The following is a 24,326-nucleotide window of genomic DNA, read 5'->3' as shown; positions in this document are numbered from 1 at the left end:
GCTGTTGAGTTCTCAAGGAACGGACGCTTCCTTCGTACTCACCCTCTCGGGCTTTCCTCCGGGCGCTTCCCTTCGGTCTTGCGTTTCCGACTCTATCAGATCTTCCCGATCCGATTTCCTCGGTGCTTTCCAGGTGCCCGCTTTCGCGTTTCCCTTTCCGGCGACTCCGACTTTATCAGAATTTCCGGACCAGTCAGACCGGCCGTTTGTTCCGATTCATCGGTAGAGTGCTTCGTCGAATGCAACGATTCGGAGAAGCTGGTAGATGTGCACTGTCACCCTCTGGGGTGGACCCGTCTTGAGGCAACTGTTCAAATCTACCTCCCCGCTCGCTCCGTGTCAACGGCTCTTGCGGGAACGAAGAGGACACTAGCAGTTCACCAGGGGCGGGTGCACATCAGGCGGCCGTCGGCACGGTGGCGCTGCGTTCGGCCGCATCGAGGTCGCCCGTGTCGCCGGTGCGTACGGCGCGGCCGCCCAGGACGTAGACGTAGGCGAGGAAGGCCAGTTCGGCGACGACCCCGATGGTGATGCGAGCCCAGGTGGGCAGGCCGGAGGGGGTGACGAAGCCTTCGATGGCGCCCGATACGAAGAGAACGAGGGCCAGGCCGACTGCCATGCCGATGGCGGCCCGGCCCTCTTCGGCGAGGGCGGTGCGCCGCGTGCGGGGTCCCGGATCGACGAGGGTCCAGCCCAGACGCAGACCGGTGCCCGCGGCCACGAAGACCGCCGTCAGTTCGAGCAGGCCGTGGGGCAAAACCAGACCGAGGAAGGTGTCGAGGCGGCCGGCCGATGACATCAGACCGAATCCGACCCCGAGGTTGAGCATGTTCTGGAACAGGATCCAGATGACGGGCAGCCCCAGGAAGACGCCCAGGATCAGGCAGAGCGCTGCGGCCCAGGCGTTGTTCGTCCACACCTGCGCGGCGAAAGAGGCGGCCGGGTTGCTCGAGTAGTACGTCTCGTACTGGCCGCCCGGGCGGGTGAGCTCGCGCAGTTCGCTCGGTGCCGCGATGGTGGACCGGACCTCCGGGTGGGTGCCGATCCACCAGCCGAGCAGCGCCGCGACAGCGGTCGACAGGAGGGCCGTGGGAACCCACCAGTGGCGGGCCCGGTAGACGGCCGCCGGGAACTGCCGGGTCAGGAATCGTGTGACGTCGCGCCAGGAGGCACGTCGTGTGCCCGTCACCGCGCTACGCGCGCGTGCCAGCAGTTGGCTGAGCCGTCCGGTCAGCTGGGGATCGGGTGCGCTGGACTGGATCAAGGAGAGGTGCGTGGCCGTGCGCTGGTAGAGGGCGACGAGTTCGTCGGTCTCGGCGCCGGTCAGGCGGCGTCTGCGCCGGAGCAGTGCGTCGAGGCGGTCCCACTCCGCGCGGTGGGCGGAGACGAAGACGTCGAGGTCCATCGGTGTGCCTGCTCCTCGGCTATCGTCGGCGGCTCGTCGTGGATCAGCTTGTCGTACTGCGGCGCGGTGCGTCCTCAGCTTGGCAGACTGGCGGGGACGGGGGCAGTCAGGGGAAGGGCGGCGGACGTGAGTGAGCTGGTGACGGGCGAGGCGGTGGCGCTGGAGCTGCGCCCCGCGAGGCTGCCCAGCAGGGCGCTGGCCGTCCTGCTCGACCTGGCGGTGGCCGTGGCCGTCTACGTGGCGGTGACCGTCGCGCTGGTGGTGTCCACCGCGTCCTTGGACCCTGCGGCGCAGACCGCGCTGTCGATCGCGGCGTTCGTCCTCGTACTGGTGGGCGGGCCGATCGCTGTGGAGACGCTCAGCCACGGGCGGTCGCTCGGGAAGATGGCGTGCGGGCTGCGGGTGGTGCGGGACGACGGCGGCCCGATCCGGTTCCGGCACTCGCTGGTGCGGGGCCTGATCGGGGTGGTCGAGATCCTCATGACGTTCGGGGTCATCGCCTGCATCGCCTCGCTGGTGTCGGCGCGGGGGCGCCGGCTCGGTGACGTGTTCGCGGGCACGCTGGTCGTGCGGGAAAGGGTGCCGTTCTCGTCGGCGGGTTTCATGCCGCCGCCTCCGCCCTGGCTGGAGGGGCGGTTCTCGGGGCTCGACCTGTCCGCGGTGCCCGACGATCTGTGGCTTGCCGTCCGTCAGTACCTGACGCGGATGGGGCAGCTGGACGCCCGTGTCGGCTGGGCCATGGCCGAGCGGCTCGCCGCCGATGTGGCGGCCCGCACCGGTGCTCCGGCGCCGCGGGAGGTTCCGCCGCCCGCCTATCTGGCGGCGGTGCTGCAGGAAAGGCAGGCCCGGGAGGCCCGGCGGTCGTTCGGCGGCGCCTCGGCGGGTGCGGGGGGTACGGCGGCGGCGCGGCCGGTGGCCCCTGCGCCTGCTGCCGCGCCCGCTGCTCCGTCGGAGGTGCCGATGCCGCCGTCGGTCCGGTCACCGGTCCCGTCCCCGGCGGCGCCGTCCGTGGAGCCGCCGGCCGCGCCGTCGCCGGGAGACCGGCCCGAGGTGACGCGGGACGTGCCGTCGGACGGTCGCCCCGGAACCGGGTTCGTGCCGCCGGCGTAGGAACGGCCGGCCTTCTGCGGCCCAGGTCAGGCGGCGTTGGCCCGGCGCCGCTCAAGGGAACAGGGACGGCGGTGTCTCCAGGTCCTCCAGCTCGATGCCGGGGGCCGCGAGTACGACGTCGCCGGCGATGTGCACGGAGTGCTGCTCGCCCGTGTCCAGGGCTGTGACCTGGTACTCGTCCACGACGAGGGGGCCGTTGTCAGTGGCGTGTGCTTCTCTTCTCAGCAAGGCCCAGGACTGGTCCACGGTACGGGGGGCGAGGACCGGGTCGGTCAGGGCGACGAGGCGTACGCGGGTGGCTGCCCGGGAGGGGGTGAGGCGCAGGAGACGGGTGACGGCGACGAGGAAGGCCGGGGAGGTGCCGGTGAAGGCGTGGGCGCGCGCATTGCCTTCGGTGGCGTGGACTCCGGTGGGATCGGTACGGACCCAGGTGACGCCGTCGATGGCGGCGCCGCGCACCTGCCAGTCGGCGGCGTGAAGTTCGAGGCGGATGGGGCGGCCGAGTTCGTCGAGAGCGAGGTCGACGGAGCCGTGGTGGTCTCCGGCGGGCGTGGTCAGCCGGGAGACGTAGCGCCAGCCGGAGGGGCCGGGGGCGCATTGGAAGCGTTCTTCTGCGAGGGGGGTGTGGTCGTGCGGATCGTGGAGCGAATAGCGGCCGCGGGGCATGGGTGTCCTGGGGGTGCTGGGTCGTGACGGGCTGCCGGCCCGTCCGCTGAGGCGCCAACGGGACAGGCCCCCGGCACGGGGGTGCGGGGGCCTGTCTCAAAGGAGCCGACGCGGCTCAGTAGCGGTAGTGGTCCGCCTTGTACGGGCCCTCGACCTTGACGCCGATGTAGTCGGCCTGCTCCGGACGGAGCGTGGTCAGCTTGACGCCGAGGGAGTCGAGGTGGAGCCGGGCGACCTTCTCGTCCAGGTGCTTGGGCAGCACGTAGACGTCGGTCGGGTACTCGTCGGGCTTGGTGAACAGTTCGATCTGGGCCAGGGTCTGGTCCGCGAACGAGTTGGACATCACGAACGACGGGTGACCGGTGGCGTTGCCCAGGTTCAGCAGGCGGCCCTCGGAGAGGACGATGAGCACCTTGCCGTCGGGGTAGGTCCAGGTGTGGACCTGGGGCTTGACCTCGTCCCTGACGATGCCGGGGGTCTTGGCGAGGCCGGCCATGTCGATCTCGTTGTCGAAGTGGCCGATGTTGCCGACGATGGCCTGGTGCTTCATCCTGGCCATGTCCGAGGCCATGATGATGTCCTTGTTGCCGGTCGTGGTGACGAAGATGTCAGCCTTGTCGACGACCTCGTCCAGCGTCGTGACCTGGTAGCCGTCCATCGCCGCCTGCAGGGCGCAGATCGGGTCGATCTCGGTGATGATCACGCGGGCGCCCTGGCCGCGCAGGGACTCCGCGCAGCCCTTGCCCACGTCGCCGTAGCCGCAGACGACGGCGGTCTTGCCGCCGATCAGGACGTCGGTGGCGCGGTTGATGCCGTCGATCAGCGAGTGGCGGCAGCCGTACTTGTTGTCGAACTTCGACTTGGTGACCGCGTCGTTGACGTTGATCGCCGGGAACAGGAGGGTGCCGTCGCGGTGCATCTCGTACAGGCGGTGGACGCCGGTCGTGGTCTCCTCGGTCACACCGCGGATCTCGGACGCGAGCCGGGTCCACTTCTGCGGGCTCTCGCTCACCGTGCGGGTGAGGAGTTCGAGGATGACGCGGTGCTCGTCGGACTCGGCGGTGTCGACCGGCGGGACCTTGCCGTCCTTCTCGTACTCGACGCCCTTGTGGACGAGGAGGGTGGCGTCACCGCCGTCGTCCAGGATCATGTTCGGGCCGCCGGTGGGGGTGTCCGGCCAGGTCAGCGCCTGCTCCGTGCACCACCAGTACTCCTGGAGGCTCTCACCCTTCCAGGCGAAGACCGGGACGCCCCGCGGGTCGTCCGGCGTGCCGTCCGGGCCGACGGCGACGGCGGCGGCCGCATGGTCCTGCGTGGAGAAGATGTTGCAGGAGGCCCAGCGGACCTCGGCGCCGAGGGCGACCAGGGTCTCGATGAGCACGGCGGTCTGCACGGTCATGTGCAGGGAGCCGGTGACGCGGGCGCCGGCGAGGGGCTGTGCGTCCGCGTACTCCCTGCGGATCGACATCAGGCCCGGCATCTCGTGCTCGGCAAGGGTGATCTCCTTGCGGCCGAACGCGGCCAGGGAGAGATCGGCGACCTTGAAGTCCTGTCGGTTGTCGACAGTCGTCATTACGGGCTGCTCCTCGGGTTGGGTCGAGGTGGGTATACGGCTGACCTGCGCGGCGGCGGACACAGGGTGCCCAGAAGAGGACACAGGCATGCCCGCGTGCGCGCAGCGCAGTCCGTCGGAGGCCCTCTCTCCCTCGGCCGGTCCATCCTGGACCGCCCGACCGCCATCAGCAGCGACGTCTGGCTCCGTCCCAAGCTACACCGCTGAACCCGTCGTCCCCAGTCCGCCTCCGAAGACTTCCGGACGTTCACCGAGCGTGACGGGAGGCGTCGGCGTGGAAGCCGACGGGCCCGCCGAGCGGGTCGGCGGGCCCGTGGGTGTGAGAGGTGAGGCGCTCAGTGGGCGGCGGGCGGCGTGCTCGGGCCGCCGGGTGCCGCTTCGGAGTCCGGGCCCTTGGCGGCCTCGGACGCGCTGTAGATATCCGGTTCGAGGTAGATGACGCGGGCGATCGGGACGGCCTCGCGGATGCGGGCCTCGGCGGCGTCGATGGCCGCGGCGACCTCGGCGGCCGTCTCGTCGTGCCGGACGGCGATCTTGGCGGCGACGAGGAGTTCCTCGGGCCCGAGGTGGAGCGTGCGCATGTGGATGATGCGGGTGACGGTGTCGCCGTCGACCGTCGCGCCCTCGATCTTCCGGACGTCCTCGATGCCCGCGGACTCGCCGAGCAGCAGGGACTTGGTCTCGGCGGCCAGGACGAGCGCGATCACGATGAGCAGGACGCCGATGCACAGGGTTCCGATGCCGTCCCAGACGCCGTCGCCGGTGAGCAGGGCGAGGCCGACGCCACCGAGGGCGAGGATCAGGCCGATGAGCGCGCCGAAGTCCTCGAGAAGGACGACCGGCAGCTCGGGGGCCTTGGCGCGGCGGACGAACTCCGTCCAGGACTGCTTGCCGCGCAGGGTGTTGGATTCCCTGATGGCGGTGCGGAAGGAGAAGCCCTCGGCGACGATCGCGAAGACGAGGACGCCGACGGGCCAGTACCAGTGCTCGATGTCATGCGGGTGCTTGATCTTCTCGTAGCCCTCGTAGAGGGCGAACATGCCGCCGACCGAGAAGAGCACGATGGAGACGAGGAAGGCGTAGATGTAGCGCTCGCGGCCGTAGCCGAAGGGGTGCTGCGGAGTGGCCTCGCGCTGGGCCTTCTTGCCGCCGACCAGCAGCAGGGCTTGGTTGCCGGAGTCCGCGAGCGAGTGCACGGACTCGGCGAGCATCGACGACGAGCCGCTGAAGAGGAACGCCACGAACTTCGATACAGCGATCGCGAGGTTGGCGCCGAGTGCCGCCACGATCGCCTTGGTACCGCCTGACGCGCTCATGTGTCGCGTTGTCCCTTCGCCTTCGCCTGCGTGTGTAGGCCGCCCGGGAGGGGCTGAGCCGGTAGCGGCTTTGCCCGTCCTTTGCGGTGGGTCATTGTTGCAGCCCGGCCGGGCACCGGTGCGCCGTACCGGGTTGCCGTATTCCCGTCAGACACGCACGGTGGCACGGAAGACCGTGCCGTTACCGGACACTACGGCCCTTTCGCCCGCCGCGACGAAGACGGAGCGGCCGGGGGCCAGTTCGTGTTCGCCCGCCCGTACGGTGCCCGCCGTGCAGAGCAGGATCTGCGGGGTGGGCAGGGTGAGGTCGTGGCCGCCCGACCCCTCGGGCAGGACGTGGCGGGACAGGCGGAACTCGTCGGTCGGGGTGTCGTACACCTCTTCGCCGTCGGGGGACGCCTCCGGGCGCAGGACGCCGGGGTCGCCGGCCTCGAAACGGACGATGCGCAGGAGTTCCGGGACATCGACGTGCTTGGGCGTGAGGCCGCAGCGCAGGACGTTGTCGGAGTTGGCCATGATCTCGACGCCGAGGCCGTTCAGGTAGGCGTGCGGGAGGCCGGCGCCGAGGTACAGGGCCTCGCCGGGCTGGAGCCGTACGTGGTTGAGGAGCATCGCGGCGAGGACGCCGGGGTCGCCCGGGTAGTGGTGGGCGATGTCGGCGTACGGCCGGTAGGCACCGTGGAGGCGGTCGCAGGCGGCCGCGGCCTCGGTGACCGTGTGGGACATCTCCTCCGGGTCGGCCGTGAGGATCGCGGTGAGGACCTCGCGCAGGGCGGCGTCCTCGGGGTGCGCGCGCAGCAGGTCGACGTAGGGCTTGAGGGAGGCGACGCCGAGGCCGTCGAGCAGGTCGGCCGTCGCGGCCGGGGTGCGGAAGCCGCACAGGCCGTCGAACTCGGTGAGGGCGCAGATGAGTTCGGGTTTGTGGTTGGCGTCCTTGTAGTTGCGGTACGGGGCGTCCAGCGGTACGCCCCGGCGCTCCTCGTCCTCGTAACCGGCCCTGGCCTGCGCGAGGTCGGGGTGGACCTGGAGGGAAAGCGGGGCGCCGGCGGCGAGGAGCTTGAGGAGGAAGGGCAGGCGGGGGCCGAACCTGGCCACGGAGGCGGCGCCCAGTTCCTTCTCCGGGTCGGCGTCGACGACCTCGGCGAGGGTGCCCCGGCCGGTGCGGGAGGGCGCACCGGGGTGGGCTCCCATCCACATCTCCGCCTGCGGTTCGCCGGTCGGCTCGGTCCCGAGGAGGTTCGGGATCGCGGTGGTGGAACCCCACGCGTAGGGGCGGACGGTGTTGTCGAGGCGGTCCATGGGCTCTCTCTGCCGGTGCGTGTCCTGGTGCGTGCGCGTACGTGCGCCTACTCGCCCGCGTGCGCGCGTGTCGGTGCGTACCCACGCGTACGCGGCGTACCCACGCGTACGCGATGGTCCGTACGGGATCAGGCGCCCGAGGCGAGCGCCAGGTAAACGGCGGCGAAATCCGTGACGGCGATCAGTTCGGCAAGGGTCTCCAGTTCACCGCCCGCCTCCGGCTCCAGCTCGCTGATCGGCGTGTCGTGGCCGAGGGCCAGCTCACGGGCGTTGGGGGCGGCGGTGAGGCCGCCGCTGGGGCGGTCGCGCAGAAGCACCACGCGCGCGTGCAGGGCGGGTGCCTCGTCCACGCGGTCACGGAAGAAGTCGTCGGGGTCGGCGCCCGCCGCGAGTTGGCCGGCGAGCAGGGCGCTGTGCGCGGCGAGCGCCTCGGGCAGTTCGGCGACGACGGCCGGGGTGCCGGACAGTTCGGCCAGCGCGGCGGCGAAGCGGCGGCCGGCGGGTCCGGCGGAGGTGCCCTCGGTCCACACGACGGGGAGGGAGTCGGCCAGCTCGACCGCGAGGGTTTTGGCGGGATTGCTGTAGGTCACGATGGCGGGCCCGCAGCGTTCGGCGATGCCGTCGAGGCGGTCGGCGACCTTCTCGATGGCCTCGGGCGGCGCGTCGAGCAGCGCGGTGCGGTCCAGCAGCGCGAGGAGGGGGGTGAGCAGCGCCCACAGGACGCCGGGAGCGGCACCGGCGAGGGGCTCGTCGTGGTCGTAGGGTGCGGTCGCCATCGGGATGAACAGGCCGTGGGAGGCGTTCACCGACTCGCTGAGCGGGGAGCGGGCGGGGGCGACGGCCACGACCGTGCAGCCGCGGCGGTAGGCCTGTTCGGCGAGCAGGGACAGGCCTGGCTCGGTGCCGTCCGGGGTGGCGATCAGCAGGAGGTCCACGGAACCGGCCCAGCCCGGCAGTTCCCAGCGCAGGGCGCCCGCGGCGGGGGCGACGCCGGTGGGTGCGAGGCGGGTGACGGGGCTGCCGGCGCCGGCGAGGGTGCCGAGGAGGTCGGCGGCCTGGGTGGCGGCGGCACCGGGGCCTGCGATCAGGACGGCGCGGGGGCGGCCGTCCGGCTTGAGGTTGCCGATGCCGGCCTCGGCGGCGTGCCTGGCGGCGGTGCGTACGCGGGCACCGGCCTCGGCGGCGCCGCGGAGCAGGCCGCGACGGTCGGCCTCGGTGAGGCGCTCCGGGGCGTCGAGGAGCGATTCGTCGAGCATGGCGGCAGTTCTCCGATCGCCGGGGCGTTCGTTCGATTGCGCGGGCGTCGCCGGGTCGCCGGGTGACGGCTCACCGGGTGGCGCGTGACGGGGCGTCTGGCCCCCGGTCACTCGGGGCGGCGGGCCTCGTCGACGAGGAGGACGGGGATGCCGTCGCGCACCGGGTAGGCCAGGCCGCAGTCCTGGCCGGTGCAGACCAGCTCCGTGTCCTGTTCCTCGAGGGGGGCGTGGCAGGCCGGGCAGGCGAGGATCTCCAGGAGGCCGGCTTCGAGCGGCATGGGGGTTCCCTTCGTGGGCGGTGGGGCGTGTGTGGATGTGCTGGTCAGGGTACCGCCGGGCGGGGCTGGTGTGGGGCGCGTGCGTTGAAGTGGGCGCCCGGCTTCGGTGCTGGGGCGCCCGACTTCGGCGCTGGGCGCGCGGCCCGGCGCCCGCGGGGTGCCGCCGCGCCCACCCCTGCCGCCGTGCCGCCCTGCCGCCCCGGCGGCACGGCTGCACGGCTGCACGGCTGCACGGCTGCACGGCTGCCCGCGGCTAGGAGCGGATGATCGCCAGAGCCTCGTCGCGTACCTCGCGCATCGTCGTCTCGTCCCGGGCCTCCGCGTTCAGGCGAAGCAGGGGCTCCGTGTTGGAGGGGCGGACGTTGAACCACCAGTCGGCCGCGGTGACGGTGAGGCCGTCGAGGTCGTCGAGGGTGATGCCGTCGCGGCCCTCGTACGCGGCCCTGATCGCGGCCAGGCGGGCCTGCTGGTCGGCGACGGTGGAGTTGATCTCCCCGGAGCCGGCGTAGCGGTCGTACTGGGCGACCAGGCCGGACAGCGGGCCGTCCTGCTCGCCGAGGGCGGCGAGGACGTGGAGGGCGGCCAGCATGCCGGTGTCGGCGTTCCAGAAGTCGCGGAAGTAGTAGTGCGCGGAGTGCTCGCCGCCGAAGATGGCGCCGGTCCTGGCCATCTCCGCCTTGATGAAGGAGTGGCCCACGCGCGTGCGGGCGGGTGTGCCCCCGTTCTCCCGCACGACCTCCGGGACGGACCAGGAGGTGATCAGGTTGTGGATGACCGTGCCCCTGCCGCCGTTGCGGGCCAGTTCGCGGGCGGCGACGAGGGCGGTGACGGCGGACGGGGAGACCGGGTCGCCGTTCTGGTCGACGACGAAGCAGCGGTCGGCGTCGCCGTCGAAGGCGAGGCCGAGGTCGGCGCCCTCCTCGCGGACCCGTTTCTGGAGGTCGACGAGGTTGGCCGGGTCGAGCGGGTTGGCCTCGTGGTGGGGGAAGGTGCCGTCCAGTTCGAAGTACATCGGCACGAGGTCGAGGGGCAGGCCGGCGAAGACCGGGGGGACCGTGTGGCCGCCCATGCCGTTGCCCGCGTCGACGACGACCTTGAGGGGGCGGATGGTGGTGAGGTCGACGAGGGAGCGCAGGTGGGTCGCGTAGTCGGCGAGCGTGTCGCGCCGGGTGACCGTGCCGGTGCGGGAGGACGGCTCAGGGGCGCCGGAGTCGCTCCAGCGCTCCACCGTCGCGCGGATCTCGGTGAGGCCCGTGTCCTGGCCGACCGGGGCGGCGCCCGCGCGGCACAGCTTGATGCCGTTGTACCGGGCGGGGTTGTGCGAGGCCGTGAACATGGCGCCCGGCAGGTCCAGCGCGCCGGAGGCGTAGTACAGCTGGTCGGTGGAGCACAGGCCGATCTCGGTCACGTCGGCGCCGCGGGCCGCCGCCCCGCGCGCGAAGGCGCGGGACAGGCCCGGGGACGAGGGCCGCATGTCGTGGCCGACCACGATGGCGCTCGCCCCGGTCAGCTCGGCGAAGGCCGCGCCGAACAGCTCGGCCAGCGGCTCGTCCCACTGGTCCGGGACGACACCGCGTACGTCGTACGCCTTCACGATCTGCGACAGATCAGCAGCCACGGCCAACCTTCCTGAAAGTCCTGTCGGAGCCCACAAACTACCCGCAAGCACCGGCAGACCGCCCGGAAGGTTCCCGGAGGCCAGGGCGGCATCCAGCCCAGGACCACCGTGGACTGTCCGACGACGATCAGGCACATGACCAGCAGCAGGCCCAGGCTCCAGGGCAGCACCCTGCGCAGCAGGTCGCCCTCGCGGCCGACGAGTCCGACGGCCGCGCAGGCGATGGTGAGGTTCTGCGGGGAGATCGTCTTGCCCAGGACGCCGCCGGAGCTGTTGGCCGCGGCCAGCAGTTCGGGTGACAGACCGGATTCGCGCGCGGCGGTCACCTGGAGCGCGCCGAAGAGCGCGTTGGCCGAGGTGTCGGAGCCGGAGACGGCGACGCCGAACCAGCCGAGCACGGGTGAGAGGAAGGCGAGCCCGGCACCGGCCGCGGCGACGAAGTGACCGATGGTGGCGGCCTGCCCGGAGAGGTTCATGACGTGGGCGAGGACGGAGGTGACGGTGAGGATCGCGAACCGTAGTTCGCGCACGGTCGCGAGCCACTCCGTGACCGCCACGCGCGCGTGCACGCCGAGGACGACGGCCGTGGCCAGCCCGGCGAACAGCACGAGCGTGCCGCCGGTGGCGACGATCGGCCAGGAGAAGACGTTCCCGCCGACCGGCCGGCCCCCGGGGCCGGCCACGTCGAGGAACGGCCAGTCGTAGGACGACGTCAATGGGTGCGCGGCAACCGGATGTGGCCTACGGCGTGACGGATGAAAGGTGCGAGCGGGCGGGAGCGGGGCTCAGTTGTCCGGCGAGCGCAGCACGCGCAGATGGCCGCGGCGCGCGACCTCCATCGGGTCGGCCCTCCGCGCGCCGCCGCCCGCCTCGGCCGCGCGCTCCTGCGGCCGGGCCGCCTCGCGCACCGCGTTGGCGAGCGCCTCCAGGTCGTCGCCGCTGGGACGGGCCGGGGCCGACCCGTCGAGCAGACGGACGACCTCCCAGCCGCGCGGGGCGGTGAGGCGCTCGGAGTGCTCGGCGCACAGGTCGTAGCAGTGGGGTTCGGCGTAGGTGGCGAGCGGGCCGAGGACCGCGGTCGAGTCGGCGTAGACGTACGTCAGCGTCGCGACGGCGGGACGGCCGCAGGCGGTGCGCGAACAGCGACGTACAGGGCTCACGATGTTGGACGGTACCGCACTCTTGAGCGGGCCGCGACGACTCTGCACCGGGTCACACCCCTGTGTCGTGGCGTGAAACGCCCGGTGGCGCGTTCGGAACACGGCCCTCTGACCTGTGCCGACGCCGGCGCCCAGGAGTCCGCGGGGCTCGGGAACCGGTCACGACCTGATACAAACAGCGACATTTGCCTTGAGGTCCATGGTCACGGAGAGATACGGAATCGAGCCCAACCTTGGCTGGAATAGTCATCCGGCGACAAGCGGAGCAGGCCCGCCGCCACACCGCCCGGGGCGCGTGTGCGGTCGGGCACGCCATCTCGGCGGGGACTACCCTTCACCAGTGATGGACAACTCCGTGACGCCCCGTGATGCCGGCCGCCCTGGGCCCCGCCGTCGTGATCGCCACGGTCGGGGCATGCGCGGCCCGGTCGCGCCCCCGCAGGTGCCGCTCGCCGCGAGCCGCGGCGAGGCGTTCGCGGACCTGGTGCAGGACTCCGTGGAGCGCCTGGAGCGGCGGTGGCCGCAGCTCGCCGACATCGACTTCCTCGTCCTCGACGTGCCGCGGCCGGCCGCGGCCGGGGAGCCGTGGAACGACGAGGCGGTTCCGCTCGGGGGCGCGGTGCCCTCGCGGGACGGGCGGCGGGGGCGGGTCGTCGTGTACCGGCGGCCGGTCGAGATCCGGACCAAGGGGCGGGACGAGCGCGCGCTGCTGGTGCACGAGGTCGTCGTCGAACAGGTCGCGGAGCTGCTGGGGCTGACGCCGGAGACGGTGGACCCGCGGTACGGGGAGGACTGAGCGGCGGGCGCCGTGCGCGGTGGCTCGCTCCGTCCACCGCACCGCGTGTCCGTCGCCGCTCACGCCGCCGCTACTTCTGCAGGACCGAGAAGTCCTCGTCCGCGTTCGGCACCGAGACCGTCCCCCGGTCGTCGGGGAGGGTCTGGACGGTGAAGGACGCCAGGTCCTCGTCCGCACCGGTCAGGGTGCGCGACGCGTGGACCGGGCCGCCGGAGACGGTCTCGACGGTCAGCGCGTAGGAACCCTTGAGTCCCGCGGGGACCGGTGCGTCGACGTTCTGGGTCGTTCCCGCCTTGACCGTGTACGTCTTGGTCGCCGGCGTGCCGCCCTCGGTGCCCGCCGACGCCGTGACCTTGACCTGCGCGGCCTCGCCGGGTGCGGACAAGGAGAGGGTCGTGCTCCTGGCGCGGTTGTCCGCGGACGTCGCGCGCGCGCCGACCGGGTCGGAAGCCGGGATGAACGCCGACTCCCGCTCGTCGCCCTTGCCCCGCACGACCCGGACGGCGGCCACGACCGGTACCGGCCGGCCCGTCGGTGTCAGCACCAGCGAACCGGCCTCGCCACGCGTGACCTCGCCGAGGTCGACGCCCGTCGTCATGCCGGCCTTGACGTGCACCGTCTCGTGGCCGGCGGGCGTGATCAGCCCGGACGGCGAGGCGAGCCGCACCTTCAGGTCGGCGTCCGTGCCACCGGGAGTGAACAGCACCAGGCGTACGGCGGTGGCGTCCTTCGGGATGCCCGGCAGGACGAGGTCGCCCGCCGGGTCCGCGGCCGCGGCCAGCCAGTCGCCACCTGTCTTGTCGTCCAGGGCCTGCACCGCGGCGCCGACCCGTCCACTGCGCACACCGACGTGCACGGTCAGGTCGGTCAGCTTCACGTCGCTGAGCGTGGACAGCAGGAGGGACTCACTGGCGTGCGGCGGAACCGTGAGGCCCTCCCCCACCGTGGACTTCAGAGCTCCGTCCTTGCCGTACAGCTCGATGTCGACGACAGCCGCCGAGTCGTCGGGGTTGGTCAGGTGCAGGTAGTCGGTGCGGCCGGCCGCCGTGCTGGCGCCGGGGAACCAGAACTCGGTGTCCGGGGCGGTGCAGTTGACGCCCTGCAGTCCCCGGCCCGTCCCGGCGGCGACCTCCGTGGTCTGCTGGACCGTCCACCCGGGCGCGTTGCCTCCCTCGGCGGTGCCGATCAGCGCGGGTGTGTCGGCGCCGGAGGTCTTCCCGGTGACGGGCGTGCCGGGGGCCTTGGGCCGGACGGCCGGCTTCTCGTCCTTCCCGCTCTTCCCGTCCTTCCCGTCCTTCCCGTCCTTCTTGTCGGACTTTCCGCCGCCCTTGCCGCCCTTGCCGTCCTTGCCCTCGCCGGTGGCGTCGTCCGACTCCGCCGTCAGGAGTGCGGCGCTGCCCTTCTCGGCGGCGCCCTCCGTGACGGGCGTGAAGGACGTGTACACGGTCTCGGCCAGGTCGGAGGTGCTGGGCGCCGGGCACAGCCGGCTGGTGCGCTCCACGGGAAGCCGGGCGGCCGGCGCCGCGGTGTCCGTGCCGGAGTCGTCCGGGGCGGACACCGCCGCGAACCCGGTGACGGCGGCGAGCGCGGTCGCGCAGGCGATCAGGGACAGGGTCGTGCGCTTCACTGCTGGCTCCCGTCGGAACGCTCACTGCCCGGGCCGTGGGGCTGCTGGGGCTGCTGGGGCTGCTGGGGCTGCTGGGGCTGAGAAGGGTCGTACGGCGCGTCGTACCCGCCCTGGCCGTAGGCCTGGTCGAACGCGGGGTCGTAGCCGCCCTCCTGAGCCTGTGTCGGGTCGCCGTAGGCGTAGGGGTCGTACTGGCCCGCCCCGTACTGCGCGCCCTGGTCGTTCCGGCCGTCGTGACCGCCCTGGTAGGCGTCCGCCGGGTACGGGTCTCCCTGGTACGGCTGCTGTTGGCCGTACGCGGCCGGGTCGTACTGCTGGGCGCCCTGGTACTGCTCGCCGTCGTACGTGCCGTAGGTGCCGTACTCGGCGCCGGTGTACCCCGTCGATTCCCATTCGCCGTACGCCGGCTGCTGGGGGACCGGCACGGGTGCCGCGGCGGACGGCTCGGGCTCCCCTGCGACGTCACCCGCCGCCTCGGGGCCCGGCTCGGGCCCTGCCTCTCCACCTGCCTCGGCTGGGGCGTCGGCCTCGGCCTGGGCCCGCAGTCGCCGTGCCCGGCGTCCTTCGCCCTCGACGGCCTGGGCGGGGACGAGCGGTTCGTCGGGCAGGTCGTCGTCGACGTCGCGGCGTCTGCCGGGCAGGGCGAGGACGACCAGGACGACGGCGAGGAGGCCCTGGGTCCACAGCCAGGCGGTGTGCGTGAACGGAGCGTCGTAGGTGACGTCCAGCCTGCCGCCGGAGGCGGGGAGTTCGAAGCCCTGGGCCCAGCCGTCGACCGTGGTGCGGGTGAGCGGCTTGCCGTCCAGGGTCGCCGTCCAGCCCTCGGCGGCGGTGTCCGCGAGGCGCAGCACACGGCCGTCGGAGCCCGCCTTGATGTCGGTGTGGATCTCGACCGGCCCGGCCGCCACGGGCTCACCGGTACCGGACTTCTCGCCGGACACGACGGTCGCGCGCGCGACCTCCTGGTCCACCCGCCACAGTCCGCTGCCGTCCTGCTGGCTGAGCCTGCTCAGGCCGGGCGTGGCGTCCAGGACGCGGGTGACCTCGCGGGGCGCTCCCTTGTGCACGAGCACGTAGCGCACGGCGAAGCCGCCGAGCTGATCGGCCTGGTCGGCGCCGGAGCCGGCCACGAGGTTGGCGACGATCTTGTCGAGCCCGCTGTTCCCGCCGTCGCCGGCGGCCAGTTCGCCGTCGCCGAGGCGGGCGCCGGAGCCGCGGACCAGCATGTAGCCCACGTGGGTGGCGGAGTCGCTGTCGAGGACGAGGGTGCGGGCCTGGTCGCGGGTGTGGCTCTCCTCGGCGACGAACGCGGGCACCTGCACGGGGTCGCGTCGCTCCAGGGGACCGTCGGCGCCCCCGAACACCCAGCCGACGGCGGCGATCAGCGGGCCGACGGCCGAGGCGAGGGCGATCAGGGCGGCGACGGGCTGGCGCCAGCCGAAGCTCTGTTCGGCCACCCGGAAGCGCGCCCCGTCGGCGCCGAGGGTCGCGGCGGACAGCAGGGCGAGGCCGTAGACGAGGGTGGCTGGCCCGGCCCAGGCGGAGCGGTTGGACAGGACCGAGAAGACCAGGGCGACCAGGGCGACGGCCCAGGCGGTCCGGACCCCCAACTGCCGCTCGGAGCGCAGCAGGGCGGCCAGCGCGGCCAGCACGATGCCGACGAGGAACAGCCCGCCCACCGTGCCGGGGCCGCCGGGGCCGGCGCCGAGCAGGTCGAGGGCGGAGGCGGCCGAGGGGCCGTACTCGAGGCCGGCCTCGCCGAAGAAGCCGAACGGCGGCAGCGACAGCGACCAGGGGGCGAGCAGCAGCATCGGGGTGCCGAGCTGGGCGAGGAAGCGCAGCCCGTACGCCGTGATCTCGCCGCGGCGCAGGGCCAGGACGCCGATGCCCAGGAGCAGCGCGACCGGCCACACGACGGGCGTGAAGGCGGTGGTGATCGTCAGCAGCAGTGCGTACGCCCAGGTGGCGCGCCAGCTGCCGCGGGCGCCGGACGAGTTGGCCAGACCGGCCGCCGCGGCACCCGCACGCGCGATGAGCGGCAGCAGTACGGCGAGGACGGCGGTACCGATGCGGCCGCCGGCGAGTGCGCCGGTGACGGCGGGCAGGAAGGCGTAGGCGACGGCCGCCCAGGCGCGCAGGAGCCGGGACGGGACCAGCGGCCGGGAGGCGAAGTAGGCGGTGGCGCCCGCCAGGGGCACCGAGCAGACCAGCAGCAGGGTGACGGCGAGTCCGGTGGAGCCGAGCAGTACGGTCGCGAGGGTGGCGACGATCGCGAGGTAGGGCGGCGCCGGTGCGGTGCCGCCGGTGCCGACCGTGTGCCAGGCGTCCACGTACCGCGACCACAGCTCGCCGGCGCCTGCCGGTGCCGGCAGCAGCGCGCCGCCCGCCAGGGCGCCGCCGCCCAGGAGCGAGCGGCAGGCGGCCAGGGAGACGAGCAGCAGCACCAGGAAGAGCACCGGACCGGGCTTGCGGGCGACGCGCTTGAGGCGGGCGAACTGCTCGATCTCCAGGAAGTCGGCGTCGTCGCCGCCGGGTCCGGACTCGATGGCCCCGCCGTGCCGGCCGGCGCCCGCGGCGGTCTCGGCGTCGGAACTGCCGAAGAGATCACCCGCGACCTGTTCGAAGGTGGCGCGGACGGTCGCGCCGGGGGGCGGGAACAGGGGCCGCAGTTCGTCCTTCCCGGCCTGCGGGCGCCCCCGTTCGCGCCGTCCGGCGACGATGCGCTCGGGCCGCAGCAGGACGCCCAGCAGGCCCCGGATCTCGTCGAGGGCCTGGCCGGGGACCTTGCCGACGAGGTAGGCGACGGTCCGCAGCAGCGTGCCGAGGACGACGCGCAGCAGCACCCAGGGCAGGGCGGCGGTGCGGACGTTGACGAGGAGGGTGTGGACGGCCCCGGCCTTGTCCACCTTGTGCGGGGAGGCGGTGGTGCGGCCGGCGCAGTCGACGGTGCGGCGTTCGCGCGAGGCCGCCTCGGCGTGGCGGACGACCGCCTCCGGGGCGACGAGGACGCGCAGTCCGGCGGCGTGCGCGCGCCAGCACAGGTCGACGTCGTCGCGCATCAGGGGCAGCCGCCGGTCGAATCCGCCGAGCCGCTCGAAGACATCACGCCGGATCAGCATGCCCGCGGTGGACACCGACAGCACGGACCGGACGTGGTCGTGCTGGCCCTGGTCCTGTTCGCGGCGGTCCAGACCGGTCCAGCGGCGGCCGGAGTTGGCGATGGAGACGCCGACCTCCAGCAGCTGCCTGCGGTCGTACCAGCCGCGGAGTTTGGGGCCCACGACGGCGACGTCCTCGCGGCCGAGTTCGTACTCGGTGTCCACCACGCGCAGCAGCTGGGCGAGGGCGTCGGGTTCGGGGGCGCAGTCGTCGTGCAGCAGCCACAGCCACTGGACCGGCTCCCCGTGGGGCAGCTCCGGCATGTCGTAGGCGTCGTCGCGCCAGGTGCGCGTGACGGGGTCCCAGCCGCTGGGCCGCCTCAGGTACGGCAGGTCCTCGGGGGTGAGGACGGGAGCGGTGCGGGCTGCCTCCTCGACGGCCTGGCCGAAGCCGGTGCGCCGGGCGAGGTGGAGCACGCGGTCGTCGCCGAGGGCGTCGCCGACCAGCCGGGAGGAGTCGTCGGCACTGCCGGTGTCGGCGGCCACGGCGTACTGGACGGGGCGCTCCTGGCCGAGCAGCCCGGCGAGCGCGTCGGGCAGCCAGCGGGCTCCGTCGTGGGCGACGAGGACCGCGGTCACCACGTGACGCGGGAACTCAGGTGTGGCAGCGAGGTCGTGCTGGGCTGCCGTGTGACTCTGCACGGACATCGAGGTACGGGCCCCGGTTCGGTGGACTGCGGTGGACGCCCGTGCCTGTGGGGGCGGCGGGGCGTCTCGGACGAGCGCCCACACTATCGGCTGGACACAGGGGCGGCCCGCCGCCTGTGGACAACCCACCCGCGACGGGCCGTTCCCGCTGTCCGGGCCGTTTCCGCCGTCGCGTCAGACCGCGGCCTTCTTGAGCCGGCGGCGTTCCCTCTCGGAGAGGCCGCCCCAGATGCCGAAGCGCTCGTCGTGGGCGAGGGCGTACTCGAGGCATTCGGAGCGGACCTCGCAGGCGAGGCAGACCTTCTTGGCCTCGCGGGTGGAGCCGCCCTTCTCGGGAAAGAAGGACTCGGGGTCGGTCTGGGCGCACAGTGCGCGCTCCTGCCAGCCGAGTTCCTCGTCCGCGTCGTCGACCAGCAGTTGCTGCACCAGCTCGGTCATGTGCGCCCCTCGTCTGTCTTCGCGTCCCCGTGATCTAGCCGTTACCGATTCCGGCTGAACGACACGAGTGAAATTACAAGTGTGCTGCTCCGGGCGAGTCAAGCCGAGATCTGCTATTGGGCCCCTTATTCACTCTGCGGAACCAAGGCCATGCAGTAAGTGTTCAAATCGCCATAAACCTTGACATACCAAAGAGGTCCGCCAGGACACCCGTCCGGTTCAACACCTGCACCAGGAAGGACGCCCGGACATTCGATCCCGTTCCGATACACACACCGAAGCGAACCTGATCACATTCGGATCACGGGATCGCAACGGGGGTTGTGCGCCCGGCTTGTGCGCCATGTGTCCCGGAAGTCGTCTGAGCAAACCTTTCGTCAGCGCGATCAACCGGATGAGGTGAAACATGTCCCACATAACGGGCATCGAGTTGACAGTGCTGGTGTGAACCGCTGTCCTTGGGGGCATGCTCGCGAACTTGGCGCTCGCCTCGACCCGCACCGCCGGGTCCCACGGTGCTGCCCGCACTCGCTGTAGCTGTTGCCGCTGTTCCAGCTGTTGAGCCAACCGCGCTCCGGCTGTCTCCGAGTCCACGCGACTCGACTGCCGCGTTCCCGCCCCACCAGGGCGCTCTTCGTCATTCGCTCCGCTCCACCGCACTCTTCCGCCGAGGAACCACGCACCCATGAACAGCGACAGCGACCTCCAGATCGCCGGCGACATCCTCGAAGTCCCCCACCTCCTGCGGGCACCGCGCGAGCACCCGTCCACCGTCGCCGAGTTCGCCGGCCTGGTCCGCTCCATCGCCGCCGACCGCGGCGCGTGGGAGCACCTCGTCCGGTACGACGCGACGACACGCTGGTACCACCGGCTGCGCACCGGCCCCGGGTACGACGTCTGGCTGCTGTCCTGGGTGCCGGGACAGGGCAGCGGACGCCACGACCACGGCCCTTCCTCCGGCGTGTGGACCGTCCTGGAGGGCACCCTCACCGAGCGCACGGAGCGCGGCACGCACGCGTTGGGCGCCGGTACGCAACGCGTGTTCGCGCCGGGGCACGTGCACGAGGTGGTAAACGACGCGGTGGAGCCCGCGGTCAGCCTGCACGTCTACCACCCGGGCCTGACCACGATGCCGATGCACTCCCCGCAGTGCCCGGCCGCCGCCCTGGACGCCGACGCCGCACCGGCACGGTGACGACTGGCTGACGCGCTGTCGTACCCGCCTGCAAGACTGGGGCCATGCGCATTGTGGTTCTGGCAGGCGGCATCGGCGGTGCCCGGTTCCTGCGTGGTCTCAGGCAGGCCGCGCCGGACGCGGACATCACGGTCATCGGCAACACCGGGGACGACATCCACCTCTTCGGGCTGAAGGTCTGCCCGGATCTCGACACGGTGATGTACACGCTCGGCGGCGGCATCGACGAGGAGCAGGGCTGGGGGCGGGCGGACGAGACGTTCCACCTCAAGGAGGAACTGGCGGCGTACGGCGTCGGGCCCGAGTGGTTCGGCCTCGGCGACCGCGACTTCGCCACGCACATCGTGCGGACACAGATGATCGCCGCCGGTTATCCGCTCAGCGCGGTGACGCAGGCGCTCTGCGACCGCTGGAAGCCCGGCGTGCACCTCATCCCGATGACCGACGACCGCGTGGAGACGCATGTGGCGGTCGAACTGGACGGGGAGCGCAAGGCGGTCCACTTCCAGGAGTACTGGGTACGCCTGCGTGCCTCCGTCCCGGCCGAGGCGGTCGTGCCGGTCGGTGCCGAGCAGGCCAAGCCGGCGCCCGGCGTCCTGGAGGCCATCGCGGAGGCGGACGTCATCCTCTTCCCGCCCTCCAACCCGGTCGTCTCCCTCGGCACGATCCTCGCCGTGCCCGGCATCCGGGAGGCGATCGCCGACGCCGGGGTGCCGGTGGTGGGCCTGTCCCCCATCGTCGGGGACGCGCCCGTGCGCGGGATGGCCGACAAGGTGCTCGCGGCGGTCGGCGTGGAGTCCACCGCGACCGCGGTCGCCGAGTACTACGGCTCGGGCCTGCTCGACGGCTGGCTGGTCGACACGGTCGACGCGGACGCCGTCACGCGCGTGAAGGCGGCCGGCATCCTCTGCCGCGCCGTCCCGCTGATGATGACCGGCCTCGACGCGACGGCGCAGATGGCCCGGGAGGCGCTGACGCTGGCGGAGGAGGCCCGGGAGGCATGAGCGACGACACGCGGGAGGACGCCCCCGGCCGCCGGGAGGGCTACCGGGTGTGGGCGCTGCCCGGTCTGCCCGAGGTGCAGCCAGGCGACGACCTGGCCAAGCTGATCGCGGCGGCCGAGCCCGCACTGGCCGACGGGGACGTGCTGCTCGTCACGTCCAAGATCGTGTCCAAGGCCGAGGGCCGTGTCGTCCGGGCCGCCGACCGGGAGGCCGCGATCGACGCGGAGACCGTACGGGTGGTGGCCCGGCGCGGCCCCCTGCGCATCGTCGAGAACCGTCAGGGCCTGGTCATGGCCGCGGCCGGTGTCGACGCCTCCAACACCCCGTCCGGGACGGTACTGCTGCTCCCCGAGGACCCCGACGCCTCGGCGCGCGGCATCCGCGAAGGGCTCCGCGACACGCTGGGCGTGGACGTCGGCGTGGTCGTCACCGACACCTTCGGACGGCCCTGGCGGGCCGGGCTCACGGACGTGGCGATCGGCGCCTCGGGCGTGCGGGTCCTCGACGACCTGCGCGGCGGCACGGACGCACACGGCAATCCGCTCGGCGCCACCGTCGTCGCCACCGCCGACGAGCTGGCCGCCGCGGGCGACCTGGTCAAGGGCAAGGCCGCGGGCCTGCCCGTCGCCGTCGTGCGCGGGCTGCCGCAGGTGGTCGCCGAGGACGACGGCGAGGGCGCGCGGGCGATGGTGCGCGGCGCGCGCGACGACATGTTCCGCCTCGGCACCTCGGAGGCGGTACGGCAGGCGGTCACGCAGCGCCGCACGGTACGGGCCTTCACCGGCGAGCCGGTCGATCCCGGTGCCGTGCGCCGGGCGGTGGCCGCGGCCGTGACCGCACCGGCGCCGCACCACACGACGCCGTGGCGCTTCGTGCTCCTGGAGTCCGAGGACTCCCGCACCCGGCTGCTGGACGCGATGCGGGACGCCTGGATCGCGGACCTGCGGCGGGACGGCAGGACTGAGGAGTCCGTCGCCAGGCGCGTCCGGCGCGGCGACGTGCTGCGCAACGCGCCCTACCTCGTCGTCCCCTGCCTGGTCATGGACGGTTCGCACACCTACGGGGACGCGCGGCGCGACGGGGCCGAGCGGGAGATGTTCGTGGTCGCCACCGGCGCGGGCGTGCAGAACCTGCTCGTCGCGCTCGCCGGGGAGCGGCTGGGCTCGGCGTGGGTGTCCTCGACGATGTTCTGCCGGGACGTCGTACGGGAGGTGCTCGGACTGCCCGGCGACTGGGACCCGATGGGAGCGGTGGCGGTCGGGCATCCGGCGGAGGAGCCGAAGGCCCGGCCGGAGCGGGACGCGGGGGCGTTCGTCACGGTGCGGTGAGCCTTTCCGGGTGAGCCTCTACCCTCGTAGGGGCTCCTCGCAGGGGCTTGTTCTCCCCTCCCTCCCCAAGGACCTCACTCGTGGCAGGACGTTTCGCTCCCCGGCCCCCGCGTACCACGGTGCGCGGCGGGATACCCCGGCAGGCGCCCGTGCCGGGCCGCGTACGGGTGTGGGCGCCGGACGGGCCGCTGGACCTGGGTCTGGTGCTCGGTCCGCTGCGGCGCGGGCCGGGCGATCCGACGTTCCGGACGATGCCGGACGGGTCGGTGTGGCGGGCCAGTCTGACGCCCGCCGGACCGGGCACGCTGCGGGTCACCGCGCGCGGCACCGAGGTGCGGGGCGAGGCCTGGGGGCCGGGGGCTCAGTGGCTGCTGGAGCAGCTGCCACGGATGCTGGGCGCCGACGACGACCCCTCCGCGTTCGTGCCGTGGCACCGGCTGCTGGCGCTGACGCGGCACCGGCGGCCGGGGCTGCGGCTGTCGCGGACCGGGCTGGTGCTGGAGTCCTTGATCCCGTCGATCCTGGAGCAGAAGGTCACCACGCTGGAGGCGTACCAGGCTTGGCGGCTGCTCGTACGGAAGTTCGGGGAGCCGGCGCCGGGGCCCGCGCCCGTGCGGATGTACGTGATGCCGGCGGCGCGGACGTGGGCGCTGATCCCGTCCTGGGAGTGGCATCTGGCCGGGGTGGACGACAAGCGGGCGTCGACCGTCCTGCGGGCCGTTCGGGTCGCCGCGCGGCTGGAGGAGGCGGCGGCGATGGAGCCGGCGGCTGCGCAGGAGCGGCTGGAGCTCGTGTCCGGGATCGGGCCGTGGACGTCCGCGGAGACCGTGCAGCGCAGTCATGGGGCGCCGGACGCGGTGACGGTGGGGGATCTGCATCTGCCGGGGATCGTGGGGTTCGCGCTGGGCGGGGACCGGTACGCGGACGACTCCGTCATGCTGCGGCTGCTCGAGCCGTATGCGGGGCAGCGGCATCGGGCGGCCCGGTTGGTGCTGCTGAGTGGGCGGGTGCCGGGGCGGCGGGCGCCGCGGATGGCTCCGCGGGGGATTGAGCGGCTGTAGACCGGTCCGGCGTTCCCTCGGCACCCGGCGTGGGAGCGGAGGCGGGGGGCAGGCTCCTCCCCCCGGCACCCCGCATGGAAGCACAGGCAGAGGCAGGCGCGCAGCCCGGTGCGCCGAGGGCCGCCGCGCCCATCCGTGCCGCTCCGGAAACGCATCCCATGCCCGTTCAAGTACGGGGGCGATGCCCCGCGGCTGGGGCGGCAGGCGACTGTCCGCAGTCAGGGGGGTCGGCCGTTGCCCCGGCCGGGGGCCGTCCGCGGGCTTACGCGTCGGACGAGAAGCGCAGCGCCGCCGGGGGGATGCGGGCGTCGCACCAGATGCGGGCGCCGGAGCGGAGTTCGTTGTCGGCGCCGATGACAGCGCCGTCGCCGATGACCGTGTCGGCGAGGACCGAGCGGGTGCCGACGCGGGCGCGTGCGCCGATGAGGGAGTCGGTGATGACGGCACCCGGCTCGATGACCGCCCCCGGGAGGATCGCGCTGCCGAAGACGCGGGCGCCCTCCGCCACGAAGGCGCCCTCGCCGACCACCGTGCCACCGGCCAGCTTGGCGTCGGGCGCGACCCGCGCCGTGGGCAGGACGAGGCGGTCGCCGCAGCGGCCCGGTATCGCCGGGGACGGGGCGCGGCCCAGGACCAGGTCCGCCGAGCCGCGTACGAAGGCCGCCGGGGTGCCCAGGTCCAGCCAGTACGTGGAGTCGACCATGCCCTGCAGGTGCGCACCGGTGGCGAGGAGTTCGGGGAAGGTCTCGCGTTCGACCGAGACGGGGCGCCCCGCGGGGATCGTGTCGATGACCGAGCGGCGGAAGACGTACGCTCCCGCGTTGATCTGGTCGGTGACGATCTCCTCCGGCGTCTGGGGCTTCTCCAGGAAGGCGAGCACCCTGCCCGTGCCGTCCGTGGGGACCAGGCCGTACGCCCGGGGGTCCGTGACCTTCGTCAGGTGCAGGGAGACGTCCGCGCCCGTCGTCTCGTGGGTGCGGACCAGCGCACCGATGTCCAGGCCCGTCAGGATGTCGCCGTTGAAGATCAGGACCGGCTCGTCGGACCCCGAGTGCAGCCGGGACGACACGTTGCGGATCGCGCCGCCCGTGCCGAGCGGCTCCTCCTCCGTGACGTACTCGAGGTGCAGGCCGAGCGACGAGCCGTCGCCGAAGTACGGCTCGAAGACCTCGGCCAGATAGCTCGTCGCGAGCACGATGTGCTCGACCCCGGCCGCCTTCGCCCGCGCCAGCTGATGCGTGAGGAACGGCACTCCGGCCGCCCGGACCATGGGCTTGGGCGTGTTCACCGTGAGCGGGCGCAGCCGGGTGCCCTTGCCGCCGACCAGGAGGATCGCTTCTGTCACCTGTCGTCTCTGCTTCCTGCCGGGACCGGCCGAACTGTCTTTCGG

Annotated in this window: 19 protein-coding genes and 1 pseudogene; 6 read left to right on the top strand and 14 right to left on the bottom strand. The window is 72.9% G+C overall.

Annotated features, from left to right (window positions below; all coding sequences use genetic code 11):
- Window positions 1-397: 397 nt before the first annotated feature.
- The gene (locus ACGFYH_RS27365) at window positions 398-1,405 is read right to left on the bottom strand and encodes a stage II sporulation protein M (protein WP_393805828.1); all 1,008 of its coding nucleotides are present in this window, start codon (window positions 1,403-1,405) and stop codon (window positions 398-400) included.
- A gap of 126 nt (window positions 1,406-1,531) precedes the next feature.
- On the opposite strand from ACGFYH_RS27365, the gene ACGFYH_RS27360 reads away from it, so the two are divergent.
- Window positions 1,532-2,515 carry an RDD family protein gene (locus ACGFYH_RS27360; RefSeq protein WP_393805827.1) on the top strand — a complete coding sequence of 328 codons (984 nt, stop codon included), beginning with the start codon at window positions 1,532-1,534 and terminating at the stop codon, window positions 2,513-2,515.
- 51 nt (window positions 2,516-2,566) lie between these two features.
- Here the strand turns inward: ACGFYH_RS27360 and ACGFYH_RS27355 are convergent, their stop codons facing one another.
- The 9 genes and pseudogenes from ACGFYH_RS27355 to ACGFYH_RS27315 form a co-directional block, all read right to left on the bottom strand.
- On the bottom strand, window positions 2,567-3,181 hold the full coding sequence (locus ACGFYH_RS27355; RefSeq protein ID WP_393805826.1) for a hypothetical protein: 615 nt from the start codon (window positions 3,179-3,181) through the stop codon (window positions 2,567-2,569).
- Window positions 3,182-3,296: 115 nt separating this feature from the next.
- The gene (gene ahcY / locus ACGFYH_RS27350) at window positions 3,297-4,754 is read right to left on the bottom strand and encodes an adenosylhomocysteinase (protein WP_393805825.1); all 1,458 of its coding nucleotides are present in this window, start codon (window positions 4,752-4,754) and stop codon (window positions 3,297-3,299) included.
- Between the two features lie 335 nt (window positions 4,755-5,089).
- Window positions 5,090-6,070 carry a cation diffusion facilitator family transporter gene (locus ACGFYH_RS27345; RefSeq protein ID WP_393805824.1) on the bottom strand — a complete coding sequence of 327 codons (981 nt, stop codon included), beginning with the start codon at window positions 6,068-6,070 and terminating at the stop codon, window positions 5,090-5,092.
- 147 nt (window positions 6,071-6,217) lie between these two features.
- The gene (gene manA, locus ACGFYH_RS27340; protein WP_393805823.1) at window positions 6,218-7,369 is read right to left on the bottom strand and encodes a mannose-6-phosphate isomerase, class I; all 1,152 of its coding nucleotides are present in this window, start codon (window positions 7,367-7,369) and stop codon (window positions 6,218-6,220) included.
- 128 nt (window positions 7,370-7,497) lie between these two features.
- Window positions 7,498-8,625: an SIS domain-containing protein gene (locus ACGFYH_RS27335; RefSeq protein WP_393805822.1), complete on the bottom strand. Its 1,128-nt coding sequence runs from the start codon at window positions 8,623-8,625 to the stop codon at window positions 7,498-7,500.
- 107 nt (window positions 8,626-8,732) lie between these two features.
- Entirely contained in the window at window positions 8,733-8,903 is a 171-nt protein-coding gene (locus tag ACGFYH_RS27330) for a Trm112 family protein (RefSeq protein WP_225840427.1), read from the bottom strand.
- 253 nt (window positions 8,904-9,156) lie between these two features.
- Complete coding sequence (locus ACGFYH_RS27325) at window positions 9,157-10,521, bottom strand: phosphomannomutase/phosphoglucomutase (protein ID WP_393805821.1); 1,365 nt, start codon at window positions 10,519-10,521, stop codon at window positions 9,157-9,159.
- Between the two features lie 83 nt (window positions 10,522-10,604).
- Window positions 10,605-11,234 (bottom strand): annotated as a pseudogene (locus tag ACGFYH_RS27320) (L-lactate permease); the annotation flags it as partial.
- 72 nt (window positions 11,235-11,306) lie between these two features.
- Window positions 11,307-11,729 (bottom strand): DUF3499 domain-containing protein, encoded by a 423-nt coding sequence (locus ACGFYH_RS27315; protein WP_393805820.1) that lies wholly within the window; start codon window positions 11,727-11,729, stop codon window positions 11,307-11,309.
- Between the two features lie 295 nt (window positions 11,730-12,024).
- On the opposite strand from ACGFYH_RS27315, the gene ACGFYH_RS27310 reads away from it, so the two are divergent.
- Entirely contained in the window at window positions 12,025-12,477 is a 453-nt protein-coding gene (locus tag ACGFYH_RS27310; RefSeq protein WP_393805832.1) for a metallopeptidase family protein, read from the top strand.
- A gap of 70 nt (window positions 12,478-12,547) precedes the next feature.
- Here ACGFYH_RS27310 and ACGFYH_RS27305 read toward each other — a convergent pair whose 3' ends face one another.
- From ACGFYH_RS27305 to ACGFYH_RS27295, 3 genes are all read right to left on the bottom strand, one after another.
- Window positions 12,548-14,104 carry a DUF5719 family protein gene (locus ACGFYH_RS27305; RefSeq protein ID WP_393805819.1) on the bottom strand — a complete coding sequence of 519 codons (1,557 nt, stop codon included), beginning with the start codon at window positions 14,102-14,104 and terminating at the stop codon, window positions 12,548-12,550.
- On the bottom strand, window positions 14,101-17,910 hold the full coding sequence (locus tag ACGFYH_RS27300; RefSeq protein ID WP_393805818.1) for a glycosyltransferase: 3,810 nt from the start codon (window positions 17,908-17,910) through the stop codon (window positions 14,101-14,103). Before ACGFYH_RS27300 ends, ACGFYH_RS27305 begins: the two co-directional genes overlap by 4 nt.
- 174 nt (window positions 17,911-18,084) lie before the next feature.
- Window positions 18,085-18,348 (bottom strand): WhiB family transcriptional regulator, encoded by a 264-nt coding sequence (locus tag ACGFYH_RS27295; RefSeq protein ID WP_006134669.1) that lies wholly within the window; start codon window positions 18,346-18,348, stop codon window positions 18,085-18,087.
- 685 nt (window positions 18,349-19,033) lie between these two features.
- Here ACGFYH_RS27295 and ACGFYH_RS27290 point away from each other — a divergent pair.
- From ACGFYH_RS27290 to ACGFYH_RS27275, 4 genes are all read left to right on the top strand, one after another.
- Window positions 19,034-19,543, top strand: a complete 510-nt coding sequence (locus ACGFYH_RS27290; protein ID WP_393805817.1) for a cysteine dioxygenase — start codon at window positions 19,034-19,036, stop codon at window positions 19,541-19,543.
- A gap of 44 nt (window positions 19,544-19,587) precedes the next feature.
- Window positions 19,588-20,547, top strand: coding sequence for a 2-phospho-L-lactate transferase (gene cofD / locus ACGFYH_RS27285; RefSeq protein ID WP_393805816.1), 960 nt, complete (start codon window positions 19,588-19,590; stop codon window positions 20,545-20,547).
- Window positions 20,544-21,875 carry a coenzyme F420-0:L-glutamate ligase gene (locus ACGFYH_RS27280; protein WP_393805815.1) on the top strand — a complete coding sequence of 444 codons (1,332 nt, stop codon included), beginning with the start codon at window positions 20,544-20,546 and terminating at the stop codon, window positions 21,873-21,875. Before cofD ends, ACGFYH_RS27280 begins: the two co-directional genes overlap by 4 nt.
- Window positions 21,876-21,955: 80 nt before the next feature.
- Window positions 21,956-22,936: a DNA-3-methyladenine glycosylase family protein gene (locus ACGFYH_RS27275; protein ID WP_393805814.1), complete on the top strand. Its 981-nt coding sequence runs from the start codon at window positions 21,956-21,958 to the stop codon at window positions 22,934-22,936.
- A gap of 262 nt (window positions 22,937-23,198) precedes the next feature.
- Here ACGFYH_RS27275 and ACGFYH_RS27270 read toward each other — a convergent pair whose 3' ends face one another.
- Window positions 23,199-24,281, bottom strand: coding sequence for a sugar phosphate nucleotidyltransferase (locus ACGFYH_RS27270; protein ID WP_393805813.1), 1,083 nt, complete (start codon window positions 24,279-24,281; stop codon window positions 23,199-23,201).
- Window positions 24,282-24,326 lie beyond the last annotated feature (45 nt).

The organism is Streptomyces sp. NPDC048392 (assembly GCF_043200575.1).
In the GTDB taxonomy this organism is placed as follows: Bacteria; Actinomycetota; Actinomycetes; order Streptomycetales; family Streptomycetaceae; genus Streptomyces.
This window is presented reverse-complemented; position numbering and strand designations above follow the sequence as displayed.

What these genes read in the sequence shown, in the direction of transcription:
- ACGFYH_RS27365 (WP_393805828.1), bottom strand. Translation starts at nt 1,405, where the DNA reads ATGGACCTCGACGTCTTCGTCTCCGCCCACCGCGCGGAGTGGGACCGC.
- ACGFYH_RS27355 (WP_393805826.1), bottom strand. Translation starts at nt 3,181, where the DNA reads ATGCCCCGCGGCCGCTATTCGCTCCACGATCCGCACGACCACACCCCC.
- ahcY (WP_393805825.1), bottom strand. Translation starts at nt 4,754, where the DNA reads ATGACGACTGTCGACAACCGACAGGACTTCAAGGTCGCCGATCTCTCC.
- ACGFYH_RS27345 (WP_393805824.1), bottom strand. Translation starts at nt 6,070, where the DNA reads ATGAGCGCGTCAGGCGGTACCAAGGCGATCGTGGCGGCACTCGGCGCC.
- manA (WP_393805823.1), bottom strand. Translation starts at nt 7,369, where the DNA reads ATGGACCGCCTCGACAACACCGTCCGCCCCTACGCGTGGGGTTCCACC.
- ACGFYH_RS27335 (WP_393805822.1), bottom strand. Translation starts at nt 8,625, where the DNA reads ATGCTCGACGAATCGCTCCTCGACGCCCCGGAGCGCCTCACCGAGGCC.
- ACGFYH_RS27330 (WP_225840427.1), bottom strand. Translation starts at nt 8,903, where the DNA reads ATGCCGCTCGAAGCCGGCCTCCTGGAGATCCTCGCCTGCCCGGCCTGC.
- ACGFYH_RS27310 (WP_393805832.1), top strand. Translation starts at nt 12,025, where the DNA reads ATGGACAACTCCGTGACGCCCCGTGATGCCGGCCGCCCTGGGCCCCGC.
- ACGFYH_RS27300 (WP_393805818.1), bottom strand. Translation starts at nt 17,910, where the DNA reads ATGTCCGTGCAGAGTCACACGGCAGCCCAGCACGACCTCGCTGCCACA.
- ACGFYH_RS27295 (WP_006134669.1), bottom strand. Translation starts at nt 18,348, where the DNA reads ATGACCGAGCTGGTGCAGCAACTGCTGGTCGACGACGCGGACGAGGAA.
- ACGFYH_RS27290 (WP_393805817.1), top strand. Translation starts at nt 19,034, where the DNA reads ATGAACAGCGACAGCGACCTCCAGATCGCCGGCGACATCCTCGAAGTC.
- cofD (WP_393805816.1), top strand. Translation starts at nt 19,588, where the DNA reads ATGCGCATTGTGGTTCTGGCAGGCGGCATCGGCGGTGCCCGGTTCCTG.
- ACGFYH_RS27280 (WP_393805815.1), top strand. Translation starts at nt 20,544, where the DNA reads ATGAGCGACGACACGCGGGAGGACGCCCCCGGCCGCCGGGAGGGCTAC.